Source organism: Pseudomonas sp. S04 (genome assembly GCF_009834545.1).
GTDB lineage: Bacteria > Pseudomonadota > Gammaproteobacteria > Pseudomonadales > Pseudomonadaceae > Aquipseudomonas.
Genome location: NZ_CP019427.1, coordinates 4,842,536 through 4,855,938, shown reverse-complemented (window position 1 = coordinate 4,855,938; position 13,403 = coordinate 4,842,536). Strand labels below are relative to the sequence as shown.

The window sequence follows — 13,403 nt, the reverse complement described above, 5'->3', positions numbered from 1 at the left end:
ACGAGGATAGGTCTGTAGGAACCGCCGCGGGCTGCGGCAGTTCCTACGGGGTGTGGATCAGTCAGTTTCGATCCGCGAGTGTTTGCGGGTGTCTTTCATGGTCACGTATACCAACAGGGACACAGCAATACACGCGGTGACGTACCAGTAGTAACCGGTTTCCATGCCGATGCTCTTGAACCACAGGGCGATGTATTCAGCGGTGCCGCCGAAGATCGAGACGGTCAGGGCATACGGCAGGCCCACGCCCAGGGCACGGATTTCGGTCGGGAACAGTTCAGCCTTGACCACCGCGTTGATGGAGGTGTAGCCGCTGACGATGATCAGCGCCGCCATGATCAGGAAGAACGCGCCCCACCAGGTCTGGATGGTGTGCAGGGTCGTCAGGATCGGCACGGTGAACAGGGTGCCCAATACGCCGAAGGCGATCAGGATCGGGCGCCGGCCGATTTTATCCGACAGGCCGCCGACGAGCGGTTGCAAGCACATGAACAGGAACAGGGTCGCCGCCGAAATGGTGGTGGAGTCGCTGATGCTCATGCCAACCGTGTTCACCAGGTACTTCTGCATGTAGGTGGTGTAGGTGTAGAACGCCAGGGTGCCGCCCATGGTCAGGCCGACTACAGTCAGCAGTTCCTTGGGGTGGCGCATCAAGGTGCGCATCGCGCTTTCCTTGGACTTCTTTTTCTTGGTGAACGACTCGGTTTCTTCCATGCCACGACGCAGGTACAGCGCGACCACGGCACACAGCGCACCGATGGCGAACGGGATACGCCAGCCCCAGGCGTACAGCTCTTCGGTGGTCAGCACTTGTTGCAGCACGATCAACACCGCCAGGGCGATGAGCTGGCCGGAAATCAGCGTCACATACTGGAAGCTGGAGTAGAAGCCGCGACGTTCCTTGGTGGCCATCTCGCTAAGGTAGGTGGCGGAAGTGCCGTATTCGCCACCCACCGACAGGCCTTGCAGCAAGCGCGCGAACACCAGCAGGATCGGCGCACCGATGCCGATGACTTCGTAACTTGGACTCAGGGCGATCAGCAGTGAGCCGAAGCACATCAGGTATACCGAAGCCATCAGGGCCTTTTTGCGTCCGACTTTGTCGGCATACAGCCCCATCAGCCAGCCACCGATCGGACGCATCAGGAAGCCTACGGCGAAGATTGCGGCGGTATTGAGCAGTTGGGCGGTGGTGTCGCCATGGGGGAAGAAGGTTTTGGCGAAGTACAGCGAGAATGCGGCGTAGACGTACCAGTCATACCACTCGACCATGTTGCCGACAGAGCCGCTGAAAATTGATTTGATGCGACTGGCCGAGGTTCTTTCTTTGGCAGGCGAAGCCGCCGACCCGAGAGGCAGGGGTTGTGAGTTATCCATGACGGATCCTTCAATTAATTGTTTTTGTGGAGCGCGCAAAAACGCAGCCTGCAGGGGCTATAGCAGGAGCCGTGCCAGGTTGTGCAGGGCCGTTCTAGAGGGGTTTTGTCGGGTAAGTGAGCGGAAATCCGCTCATGCGCCAGATTCGCTGAGCGGAAATCCGCCGAGGATTCAGCCCAGGAACATTTCGCGGGTCAGGCCGTGGCGCTGGAGTTTTTCATTGAAGGTGCGGCGTGGCAGTTGCAACTCTTCGAGCACTGCCTTGATATCGCCCTTGTGCCGAGTCAGGGCGGCGCGCAGGCACTGCGCTTCAAACGCTTCCTGTTGGGCTGCCAGCGACTGGCCGGGTTCGATGGCGTCCGGTTCGGGATCATCGAGGCCCAGCACCTGGCGCTCGGCAACGTTGGCCAGTTCGCGCACGTTACCCGGCCAGTCATGGCTGAGCAGGCGACTCAACTGCGGACCGCTCAGGGGCGCGACGCTGCGGCCCAGGCGTTGCGCCGCCGCGCGGCTGAAGTGGGCGTAGAGCAAGGGAATGTCTTCGCGCCGCTCACGCAGCGCCGGCAAACGCAACTGGGCCACGTTGAGCCGATAGGCCAGGTCTTCGCGAAAACGCCCGGCCCGGGCTTCATCCAGCAGGTCGGGTTTGGTCGCGGCGATAATCCGCAAGTCGACATCGATGCTCTGGTTGGCCCCCAGGCGCTCGAGCTTCTGTTCCTGCAGCACGCGCAATAACTTGACCTGCTGGGCCAGCGGCATGCTTTCGATTTCATCGAGAAACAGGGTGCCGCCGTCGGCATATTCCAGCTTGCCGATACGCTTGCCCTGGGCGCCGGTGAAAGCGCCGTGTTCGTGCCCGAACAGTTCGGCCTCGAACAGTTGCTCGGGGATCGCCGCGCAGTTCAGGGCGACGAAGGGCTTGGCGGCGCGCGGGCCGAAATCATGCAGGCAGCGAGCAACCAGCTCCTTGCCGCTGCCGGTTTCGCCGCGAATCACTACGTTGACCGGCAGGCCTGCCAAGTCCAGGACTTGCCGGCGCAGGGTCTGCAGGCCCGGGGACACGCCCAGCAGGCTGGCCTCCAGTTTGCTGCGGTGGTCGGCCTGTTCGTGCAGGGCACGGTTTTCCAGGACCAGCCGGCGCTTGTCGAGTGCCCGGCGCAGGCTGTTGAGCAAGGTCTCGGGGCTGAAGGGTTTTTCCAGGAAATCGTAGGCGCCATCGCGCATGGCATCGACCGCCATCGGTACATCGCCGTGGCCGGTCAACAGGATCACCGGCAGTTCGGCATCCCGTTGTTGCAAGGAGGCCAGCAATTCCAGGCCGCTGATCCCCGGCATGCGCACATCGCTGAGAATCACCCCGGGGAAATTCACCGGCAACTGCGCCAGGCAGTCCTCGGCACGGCTGAACAGCTGGACCTGGAATCCCGAGAGACTCAGCCATTGCTCGACGGCGTCGCGAATGCTGCGTTCGTCATCGACCACTATTACCGAGTTCAACATCAGATCTGTGCCTCCAGGTCGACGGGCAGGGTCACGGTGAAGCGCGCACCGTCGCCGTGGTTCTCGGCCGTCAGGCGACCGCCGAGCTCATGAATGATCGCAAAGGATACGGCCAGCCCGAGTCCCAGGCCATCGCCCACAGGCTTGGTGGTGAAAAACGGGTCGAAAACATTGGGCAGGTCCTGCGCAAGAATCCCGCCACCGCTGTCGGTGACGCTCAGGCGCCACAGCTGTTGGTCGGCTTCAAGACTGATGCGCAGCCGCTTGAGTGACTTGTCGCGCATGGCATCCAGGGCATTGCGCAGCAAGTTGATCAGTACCTGTTCCAGGCGAATGGCGTCCCCACGAACCCGCGCCGGGCGGACCAGGTCCACAGTGAAGTTGATCTGTTCATCGCGCAGGCGGACTTCCAGCAGGTGCAGGGCCTGGTCGACCACTGCCGCCAGGTCCAGTGGCTCGCGCAAGCCGCTGGGGCTCTTGCGGGCGAAGGTCTTCAGGTGGCCAGTGAGGGCCGCCATTCGGGTGAGCATGTCATCCAGCGGTTTGAGTGCCTTGTAGGCATCATCGACGCGGCCGTGGTCCAGCAGCAGTCTCAGCGTGGCAAGCTGCATGCGCTGGGTGGTGAGCGGCTGGTTGATCTCGTGGGCCAGGGCCGCCGACATCTGCCCCAGGGCGGCGAGTTTGGCTGACTGCACCAGGCCGTCCTGAGCCGTGCGCAACTCTCGGGTGCGTTCCTCCACCAGGCGTTCCAGTTCCTCGCGACTGCGCTGGCGCAGCTTGGCGATACGCCAGCGCTGGCTGAGGAACAGCAGCACAAACACCAGCGTCAGCCACACGCCGGCTGCGGCCAGTGCGGCGTTGCGCAAATCCTCGAAGGCCACCTGCGGGCGCCGCAACAGGTGCAGTGTCCAGCCTTCGGCACTCAGGGGCAGTGACTCCCAGAGGTACTCGGCCGATCCGTCGGGACCCTCGACCCGCGCCAGGTAACTGTTGTCGTCGAAGCGTCGAAGCTGTTCGTGGGGTAGGGGCACCAGCGTTTGCTTGTCGTACTGACGAGTAGCTTCGAGCTCGGCGAGGTCGGTCGGCGACAGGGTTTCAAGGAGGCGATAGCGCCAGCCCGGCTGGTTGGCAATGAACACAATGCCGCGGGCGTCGCTGACCAGCAGGGTGTCAGTGCCCTGGCGCCATTCGCGCTCCAGTTCCGGAAACTCCAGCTTGACTACCATGGCGCCAAGAAACTCTTGGTTGTCGCCCAACACGGCACTGGACAGGAAGTAGCCGGGAATGCCGCTGGTCACGCCTACCGCATAAAAGCGTCCGGTGCCCTGGCTGCGGGTCTGGCTGAAGTAGGGGCGGAAGCCGTAGTTGTGGCCGACATAACTGCTGGGCAGGCGCCAATTGCTGGCCGCGACGGCCAGGCCGTTACGGTCCAGCAGTTCGAGGGTGGACGACTGGGCCGCGCCGTTGATTTTCTCCAGCTTGTGGTTCAGCGAGTCCTGCTGTTGCGGGCTTACCGGGCCTGCCAGCGCCGAGCGCAATTGCGGGTCCAGTGCCAGCACGGCGGGCAGGGCGCGGTAACGTTCAATCAGCGTATGCAGGGACGTGGCGTACAAGGCTAATTGCTGGTTGGCGCGTTGAGCGTCGTCCTCCAGGGCCTGGCGCTCGGCGTGGCGCACGGCGGCGGCGCTGACCAGGACTGTGCCGGCCACGATCAGCAGTACATAGAGCATCAGGCGCAGGGAACGATAAATAGGTGGCATGCGATGGGCACAGACTACGGGGTCGGGGGCGCACGATAGCATGCAGCGCGGCGACGGCGCAGAGTCCGCGCAGTGCGCAGGGACCATAAAAAAGCCGCGCTGTTCTGACAAACAGCGCGGCTTTTCCTGACTGGGGTGTGGGTGCTTACTGCACTTCTACCGCCAGGCTGTCACTGATCTTCTTCTGCCAGATGGCAGGACCGGTGATGTGTACCGACTCGCCGTTGCTGTCGACAGCAACAGTCACTGGCATGTCCTTGACGTCGAACTCGTAGATCGCTTCCATGCCCAGTTCGGCGAAAGCGACTACGCGGGATTTCTTGATGGCTTGCGCCACCAGGTAAGCCGCACCGCCGACTGCCATCAGGTAGACGGCCTTGTGGTCCTTGATCGCTTCGATGGCGGTCGGACCGCGCTCGGATTTACCGATCATGCCCAACAGGCCGGTCTGCTCGAGGATCTGGCGGGTGAACTTGTCCATCCGCGTCGCAGTGGTCGGGCCTGCCGGGCCAACCACTTCTTCGCGCACCGGATCAACCGGGCCGACGTAGTAGATGAAGCGACCCTTGAGGTCCACCGGCAGGGTTTCGCCCTTGTTCAGCATCTCGACCATGCGCTTGTGCGCGGCGTCGCGACCGGTGAGCATCTTGCCGTTGAGCAGCACGGTTTCGCCCGGCTTCCAGCTTTGCACGTCTTCCGGGGTCAGGGTGTCGAGGTTGACGCGACGGGCCGACGGACCGGCTTCCCAGACGATTTCCGGGTAGGCGTCCAGCGATGGCGCTTCCAGCGAAGCCGGACCGGAACCGTCGAGCACGAAGTGCGCGTGACGGGTGGCGGCGCAGTTCGGGATCATGCACACCGGCAGGGACGCGGCGTGGGTCGGGTAATCCATAATCTTCACGTCGAGCACGGTGGTCAGGCCACCGAGGCCCTGGGCGCCGATGCCCAGTTGGTTGACCTTCTCGAACAGCTCCAGGCGCATTTCTTCGATACGGTTCTGCGGGCCGCGAGCCTTGAGCTCGTGGATGTCGATGGATTCCATCAACACTTCCTTGGCCATTACCGCGGCTTTCTCAGCGGTGCCGCCGATGCCGATGCCGAGCATGCCTGGTGGGCACCAGCCGGCGCCCATGGTCGGAACGGTCTTGAGCACCCAGTCGACGATCGAGTCGGACGGGTTGAGCATGGCCATTTTCGACTTGTTCTCGGAACCGCCGCCCTTGGCTGCCACGTCGACTTCCACGGTGTTACCCGGGACGATCGAGTAGTGGATCACGGCCGGGGTGTTGTCCTTGGTGTTTTTGCGAGCACCTGCCGGGTCGGCGAGGATGGACGCACGCAGGACGTTTTCCGGCAGGTTGTAGGCGCGACGCACGCCCTCGTTGATCATGTCGTCCAGGCCCATGGTGGCGCCATCCCAGCGCACGTCCATGCCCACGCGGACAAACACGGTGACGATACCGGTGTCCTGGCAGATCGGGCGGTGGCCGGTGGCGCACATGCGCGAGTTGATCAGGATCTGTGCGATCGAATCGCGGGCCGCTGGCGATTCTTCGCGCAGGTAGGCCTCGTGCATCGCCTGGATGAAGTCCACGGGGTGGTAATAAGAAATGAACTGCAGGGCGTCAGCAACGCTCTGAATCAGGTCGTCTTGCTTGATCACGGTCATGAGTCGCGCTCCTCTAAAAGACGGGAACATTTAATAAAGGTGCTTGCAGTGGGGTGCATCGGTCGGCTGCAAACACCTTTCAGGGCACGCCGGGGTTGCTGGCGCGACGCTAAAAAGGCGCGGCAGTATAGCGCGCCTCGCCGCCGGGCACACCCGCCGGCAGTCAAACCAAGGTCGCATAACAATGATGACGCGACCCGAGGCAGCCCGACAAAAATTGGATGGTCATTTTCGAGTAGCAACACTAAAGTGATCCAAGGCCTTTAGGGTAGGACACTCTTATCAGCCCCCCTTTGCACGGTGAGTCAACGATTGACCCATAACGCGATCCAGAATCTATTGCTCAAGCGCTTTATTCTGGCGACGGGCACCTATGTGCTGGCGTTATTGCTGCTATGGCTGGCGATCCTCAGTGGGCACTTCCAGGGCTCGGTGCGCAGTGCGCTGGTAGCCACCGCGTTGGTGATGCTCAGTCAGTCGTTGCTGTTCGCGATCTTCTTCAGCGGGCGCAACCTGCGGTTCCCCGATCCCAGCCTGACCGAAGTCCAGGTGCTGCTGGGCATTGGTTGGCAAACCTGGCTGATCGCCCATCTGGACGCTGCTCGTGGCGCCTTCCTGATCTTTTACGTACTGATTCTGATGTTCGGCCTGTTTCACCTGCCGCGCCGGGCGTTTGTGCGCTGTGCGGCCCTGGTGTTCTTCAGCTTTGCCTGCCTCAACCTGTGGGAAGGCTACCATTTCGAACTGGCCGACCCGACTCTGGCGGCCTTGCAGGTCTGTGTGCTGTTTATTGTGTTGGTCTGGCTGGCGTTGTATGCCAGCTATGTGCAAGCTTCGCGCCTGCGTATGCGCCAGCGCCGGTTTGCCCTGCAGGCGCATCAGGACACGCTGCGCGGGATGATGCGTCAGCTCGAGGATCTGGTGGCCACCGATGAGTTGACCGGTTTGTTCAATCGTCGGCATTTCCTGCGCTTGGCCACCCGTGAATTGCAAAACATGGAAGCCTCGGTGGAGCATGGCCTGGCGCTGATCGACCTGGACCACTTCAAACGTATCAACGACCTGCATGGCCATGCCGCCGGCGACCAGGTCCTGCAGGCATTTGCCGGCGTCGCCACGGCCTGTTTGCGCGAGGGCGATGTACTGGCCCGGTATGGCGGTGAGGAGTTTGTGTTGTTGTTACCTGATTGCAATCCCGAGCGCTTGACCTCCTGTTGTGAACGGTTGCGCCTGGCGTTCACCGAAGTGCAGTTGATCGGCCTGTCTGTGCCGGATCTTAGCCTGTCTGCGGGGATGACCCTGCTGGCCGTCGGCGATGACCTCGACGACGCCTTGCAACGTGCCGACCAGGCGCTTTACCGGGCCAAGCGCGATGGCCGTAATCGCTGTGCGGCGGCCTGGGAAAACATCGATGCCTGAAGTGACTGTCGGTGAGCGTCAATGGACGGTAGCGGCGGGCAGCAACCTGCTTGATGCCTTGAATCAGCAGGGTTTGCAGGTGCCTTACAGTTGCCGGGCGGGCAGTTGCCACGCGTGCCTGGTGCAGTGCCTGCGCGGTGAGGTCGGCGACCGTCGCCCGGACGCTCTGAGTGCCGGGCAGCGCCAGCAGGGCTGGCGCCTGGCCTGTCAGTGCGAGGTGCTGGATGACCTGCAGGTGGCGGTGTTCGATCCGCTGCGTGACGGCGCCCCCGCCGTGGTCGAGGCGCTGGACTGGTTGAGTCCCTGTGTGTTGCGCCTGCGTTTGTTGGCCGAGCGCCCGCTGCGCTATCAGGCCGGTCAACACTTGGTGCTGTGGGCCGGCCACGTGGCGCGTCCGTACTCCCTGGCCAGCCTGCCGCAGGAAGACCGATTCCTCGAGTTTCACCTCGACTGCCGACTGCCCGGTGCCTTCAGCGATGCCGCCCGGGCGCTGAAGATCGGTGATTCGATCCGCCTCGGTGAACTGCGCGGCGGGGCCTTGCACTACGACCCTGACTGGCAAACCCGTCCGCTGTGGCTGCTGGCCGCAGGTACGGGGCTGGCGCCGCTGTTCGGGGTGTTACGTGAAGCGCTGCGCCAGGATCATCAAGGGCCTATCCGGGTGATTCACCTGGCCCATGATGGGGCAGAGCATTACCTGGCCAAACCCCTGGCGGCACTGGCAGCCAACCGCGCCAACCTGAGTGTCGAGCTGTGGACAGCGGCCGAGCTGTCAGCGGCTTTGGCGCAATTGCGCCTTGTTTCCCGGCAAACCCTGGCCTTACTCTGCGGGAGCCCTGAGAGTGTCGACGCCTTTGCCCGGCGCTTGTACCTGGCAGGGCTGCCACGTAATCAACTGCTGGCCGATGTGTTCCTGCCGCGTGGTTGAGCTGACTTTCTTTGCATGAGATTGACCATGACCGATGCCATTTTGCTGGAACGCGAAGGCGGGCTGCTGACGTTGCGCCTGAATCGCCCGGACAAGAAAAACGCCCTGACCCGCGCCATGTACAGCCAATTGGGCGCAGCCCTGCAACAGGCGGATACCGACCCTGAGATCAATGCGGTGCTGATCACTGGCAGCCTGCAGTGCTTTACCGCCGGCAATGATATCGCCGACTTTCTCCAGGAGCCGCCGAGTGATCTCGACAGCCCGGTGTTCCAGTTCATGCGCAGCCTGCTGGAGTGCCGCAAGCCGGTGGTTGCCGCCGTTGCCGGAGCCGCGGTAGGCATCGGCACCACGCTGCTGCTGCATTGCGATCTGGTATACGTCAGCGCCGATGCCAAGTTGCGCATGCCATTCGTCAACCTGGGTCTGTGTCCGGAGTTCGGCTCCAGCCTGATCCTGCCGCGACTGCTCGGCCAAGCCAAAGCGGCCGAATTGTTGCTGCTGGGCGAAGCGTTTACCGGCGAGCAGGCCGCCGCCTGGGGCATTGCCAGCCAGGCATTGCCGAGCGCGGAAGCGACCTTCGCCAAGGCGCGGGAGATGGCGCTGCGCTTCGATCAACTACCGCCGCAAGCTGTGCGCATCAGCAAGCAACTGATGAAGGCCCCGGACCGCGAACTGCTGCGCAGGGTGGTCGAGGAGGAGGGCAAGCTGTTCGTCCAACGACTGCGCTCGCCGGAAGCGTTGGCGGCGTTGTCGGGGTTTCTCAAGCGGTCGTGAATGTTGGGTGGTCGCGCGGGCCCCATCGTGGCATAGGTATCTACACAACTGTGGTGCGACGTTGCACCTGTGGGCCTCTGGGGTGTTGGATTAGACCGAGTACACATCCATTTCTTCGGTAACGGCCACTTATGGTTCCGCCTGACGTGAACTGCCCCCCGAAAGTTGGACAGGGGACGCTATTGATTTAATGCCTGGGTCCGAAATTGTACCGGGCTCAAGCCATTCAGTCTGAGGCTTATGCGGTCTTGGTTGTAGTAGGCGATGTAATCCTCTATGCCTGATGCCAGCTGCTCCACACTCTCAAATGATTCCAGATAGAAAAACTCGCTCTTGAGCGTGCCGAAAAAGCTTTCCATGGCGGCATTGTCCAAGCAATTACCCTTGCGCGACATGCTCTGCTCGATGCTCTTTTCGGCCAGCATGTGTCGGTAGGTAGGCTGCCTGTACTGCCAACCCTGGTCAGAGTGCAGTATCGGTTTGTCCCCTTGATTCAGTCGCCCGAAGGCCTTTTCCAGCATCGTCGAAACCATCCTGAACTCGGGACGTCGGTTGATCTGGTAAGCCAGGATCTCGCCGTTGTACAAATCCATGAGAGGCGAAAGAAACAGTTTCTGCCCCTTCACCTTGAACTCCGTCACGTCGGTTGCCCATTTCTGGTTAGGGGCTTCTGCCTTAAATTCGCGCTTTAGTAGATCAGGCGCAACAAGCCCTTCAGCACCTCGGTAAGAGCGATATTTCTTCACTTTGACCAACGACTTGAGGCCCATCATCTGCATCAGCCGATGCACCTTCTTGTGATTGATCAACTCACCACTGTTTCCAAGGGTTGCGGTGATACGGCGGTAGCCGTAACGCCCCTTATGCCCGTGATAGACGCTGCGGATGCGATCTTTAAGGTCGGCATGCTTGTCGGTTAGCAGTGTTTTGCTTTGATAATAGAAGGTACTGCGTGCAAGTCCCGCAGCACGTAGCAACAGAGCAAGTGGATACTCATGCCTCAATCCTTGGACGGACTGCGTTTTTTTGGCTGCGCAGTACGGGGATCCGCTTGGATTAAGGCATCGAGCTTTTTTAGATAGGCATTCTCCGCGCGCAGATAGGCCAGTTCTGCGAGCATTTGTTCAGAGGTCAGCTCTGCGTCCGCAGGAAGAACAGGACTTGCTTTGGGTTGCCTAGAAGGTTTGCGGGGCATGCTGGACTCTTTAAGACGATGCGGTTGTAGTGCTTCTACACCGCCTTCATCGTACAGCTTTCGCCACTGCCTGATACTACTTGGACCACGGATATCAAACCGTATACAGGCCTGTTGGTCCGACAGTCCATCTTGTTCGATGCACTGCAAAACCTTCAATTTAAACTGGGCATCGTAATGGCTGTACTTGGCAATCAAGCCAGAGGCACCGTGTTTTTCAAAACCCTTGATCCAGCGCCGCAGCAGCGATGGACTCAAGCCATGCTTGAGGGCCACCTCATGAACGCTACTGGCAGACAAACACTCTTCAATCAGTGATTGCTTGAGTGCTAGGTTGTATTTCGTCATGGAACACCCTCCCGAGGGGTCAGGTGTCCAACATTCGGGGGGCAGTTCAGACGGCGGCTCACTTTTGAGAGCGCAAAAGTAAGCAAAACGCTCTTGCCCCACCACTCGGTGCCTCGCTTAGGCTCGGCATGCCCGTACTCCGACATTGATTTGGGGGGCCGCCGCAATGGGCCTTCCCTGGCCCAGTGCGGCTAAACCGGCGTCCTGCCGGTTTACCCCCCAAATCAATATCGGACTCCGGCCAGCGTGGTTAACGGGCGCCCAGGATCAAAAACAAAGCGAGGCGGCCTAAAAGCCGACCTGATCACTGCGGCATGCGCGGTGTGGCTTCTACTTCCTAAGACGCTGACGAAGTCAGCAATCTTTTGATCTGGCTCTGGCTCTGGCTCTGGCTCTGGCTCTGGCTCTGGCTCTGGCTCTGGCTCTGGCTCTGGCTCTGGCTCTGGCTCTGGCTCTGGCTCTGGCTTTGGCTCTTGATCCTGGGCGCCCCGTTAACCACGCTGGCCGAACGCAGGCTTGAAGCCGTGGGTAACCCGGCAGGACGCCGGGTTAGCCGCCCCGCGCCATGGATGGCGCGTGGCGGCGGCCCACGGATTCAAGCCGGAGTGAGGGCACACCGAGCCCAAGCGAGGTGCCGAGTGGTGGGGAAAGAGCGTTTTGCTTACTTTTGCGCTCCACCAAAAGTGAGCCGCCGTCAGGCGGAACCATAGGAGGCCGTTACCGCAAAAATGGATATGTACTCGGTCTAATCCAAAACCCTGGTGCAACGTCGCACCACAGTTGTGTAGATACCTATGCCCATCGTGGGCAAGCCCACTCCCACAGGGTTCTGTGTTGACCTGGAATCACTGGATCGCAAAGCAAAAAGCCCCGCCATTCACATGGCGGGGCTTTGGTTTTTCAGCGCTTGGTCAATCAGACCATCTTGTCGCCAACGTGCAGGATTTTCATGCCGTTGGTGCCGCCGATGGTGTGGTAGCTGTCGCCCTTGGTCAGGATGACCCAGTCGCCTTTCTCGACCACGCCGCGAGCCAGCAGCTCGTCGATGGCCGCCTGGCTGACTTGCTCAGGTGGCAGGGATGCCGGGTCGAACGGGACGGTGTAGACGCCACGGAACATCGCCGCGCGGGCCTGGGTTTCACGATGCGGGGAGAACGCGTAGATCGGCACCGAGGAGCGAATGCGCGACATGATCAACGGCGTGTAGCCACTTTCGGTGAGGGCGATGATCGCCTTGACGCCCGGGAAGTGGTTGGCGGTGTACATGGCGGCCAGGGCGATGCTCTGGTCGCAGCTTTCGAAGACCTTGCCGATGCGGTGGCTGGAGGTCTTGCTGGTCGGGTGCTTTTCTGCGCCGACGCAGATACGCGCCATCGCCTGCACAGCTTCCAGTGGGTACAGGCCGGCAGCACTTTCCGCCGAGAGCATCACGGCGTCGGTGTAGTCGAGCACGGCGTTGGCCACGTCGGACACTTCGGCGCGGGTCGGCATCGGGTTCTGGATCATCGACTCCATCATCTGGGTCGCAACGATCACCGCTTTGTTGTGGCGGCGTGCGTGCAGGATGATCTTCTTCTGGATACCCACCAGCTCGGCGTCGCCGATTTCCACGCCGAGGTCGCCACGGGCAACCATCACTGCGTCGGAAGCCTTGATCAGGCCATCGAGGGTTTCGTCGTCGGCCACGGCTTCGGCACGTTCGATCTTGGCCACCAGCCAGGCGGTGCCGCCGGCTTCGTCGCGCAATTGACGGGCGTATTCCATGTCGGCGGCGTCACGCGGGAAGGACACGGCGAGGTAGTCGACCTGCATTTCGGCGGCGAGCTTGATGTCAGCCTTGTCTTTTTCAGTCAGGGCTGGAGCGGTCAGGCCGCCACCACGACGGTTGATGCCCTTGTGGTCCGACAGCGGGCCGCCGATGGTCACGGTGCAATGCAGTTCGGTGGCGCTGGCGGTATCAACACGCATGACCACGCGGCCGTCGTCGAGCAGCAACTCGTCGCCAACGCCGCAGTCCTTGACCAGGTCCGGGTAGTCGATGCCGACCACTTGCTGGTTGCCTTCGGTCAGAGGATGGCTGGTGGAGAAGGTGAATTGATCACCGATCTTCAGCTCGATCTTCTTATTGGCGAATTTGGCGATACGGATTTTCGGGCCTTGCAGGTCGCCCAGCAGGGCGACGAAGCGCCCGTGCTTGGCCGCGAGGTCACGGACCAGCTTGGCGCGAGCCTTGTGCTCGTCGGGGGTGCCGTGGGAGAAGTTCAGGCGGGCAACGTCCAGGCCAGCGAGAATCAGCTGTTCGAGAACTTCCGGCGAGTTACTGGCCGGGCCAAGGGTAGCGACGATTTTGGTACGACGGACGGACATGCAAAGACTCCTGAGTTCAAGCGCTGAGTGAGGCTACTATGCTGGGAAGTTGTAGTCATTGTT

9 protein-coding genes are annotated in these 13,403 nt (G+C 61.3%); 3 read left to right on the top strand and 6 right to left on the bottom strand.

Features of this window, described 5'->3' with window-relative positions; translation table 11 throughout:
* Positions 1-57: 57 nt before the first annotated feature.
* The 4 genes from PspS04_RS21555 to PspS04_RS21540 all read right to left on the bottom strand — a co-directional run bounded on the left by PspS04_RS21555 (position 58) and on the right by PspS04_RS21540 (position 6,306).
* A complete protein-coding gene (locus PspS04_RS21555) occupies positions 58-1,377 on the bottom strand; it encodes an MFS transporter (protein ID WP_095165819.1) in 1,320 nt (439 codons plus the stop codon).
* A 171-nt stretch (positions 1,378-1,548) separates the two neighbouring features.
* Positions 1,549-2,877 carry a sigma-54-dependent transcriptional regulator gene (locus PspS04_RS21550; RefSeq protein WP_159997663.1) on the bottom strand — a complete coding sequence of 443 codons (1,329 nt, stop codon included), beginning with the start codon at positions 2,875-2,877 and terminating at the stop codon, positions 1,549-1,551.
* Complete coding sequence (locus PspS04_RS21545; protein ID WP_095165816.1) at positions 2,877-4,637, bottom strand: ATP-binding protein; 1,761 nt, start codon at positions 4,635-4,637, stop codon at positions 2,877-2,879. Before PspS04_RS21545 ends, PspS04_RS21550 begins: the two co-directional genes overlap by 1 nt.
* A gap of 145 nt (positions 4,638-4,782) precedes the next feature.
* Positions 4,783-6,306 (bottom strand): fumarate hydratase, encoded by a 1,524-nt coding sequence (locus tag PspS04_RS21540; RefSeq protein ID WP_159997661.1) that lies wholly within the window; start codon positions 6,304-6,306, stop codon positions 4,783-4,785.
* A gap of 312 nt (positions 6,307-6,618) precedes the next feature.
* Between PspS04_RS21540 and PspS04_RS21535 the strand changes: the two genes are divergently transcribed.
* From PspS04_RS21535 to PspS04_RS21525, 3 genes are read left to right on the top strand one after another with little or no spacing between them, the layout of a single operon-like run.
* A complete protein-coding gene (locus PspS04_RS21535) occupies positions 6,619-7,725 on the top strand; it encodes a GGDEF domain-containing protein (protein WP_095165812.1) in 1,107 nt (368 codons plus the stop codon).
* Complete coding sequence (locus PspS04_RS21530) at positions 7,718-8,653, top strand: iron-sulfur-binding ferredoxin reductase (protein WP_095165811.1); 936 nt, start codon at positions 7,718-7,720, stop codon at positions 8,651-8,653. The genes PspS04_RS21535 and PspS04_RS21530 overlap by 8 nt, the downstream gene beginning before the upstream one ends.
* A 27-nt stretch (positions 8,654-8,680) precedes the next feature.
* Entirely contained in the window at positions 8,681-9,430 is a 750-nt protein-coding gene (locus tag PspS04_RS21525; RefSeq protein ID WP_159997659.1) for an enoyl-CoA hydratase-related protein, read from the top strand.
* A 179-nt stretch (positions 9,431-9,609) separates the two neighbouring features.
* Here PspS04_RS21525 and PspS04_RS21520 read toward each other — a convergent pair.
* Positions 9,610-10,973, bottom strand: a protein-coding gene (locus PspS04_RS21520) for an IS3 family transposase (protein WP_159993877.1) whose coding sequence is annotated in 2 segments (ribosomal slippage) — positions 9,610-10,508 and positions 10,508-10,973 — 1,365 coding nt in all. Because the reading frame shifts where the segments join, the coding sequence is not laid out codon by codon here.
* A 915-nt stretch (positions 10,974-11,888) separates the two neighbouring features.
* Complete coding sequence (gene pyk / locus PspS04_RS21510; RefSeq protein WP_095165807.1) at positions 11,889-13,340, bottom strand: pyruvate kinase; 1,452 nt, start codon at positions 13,338-13,340, stop codon at positions 11,889-11,891.
* Positions 13,341-13,403: the final 63 nt, after the last annotated feature.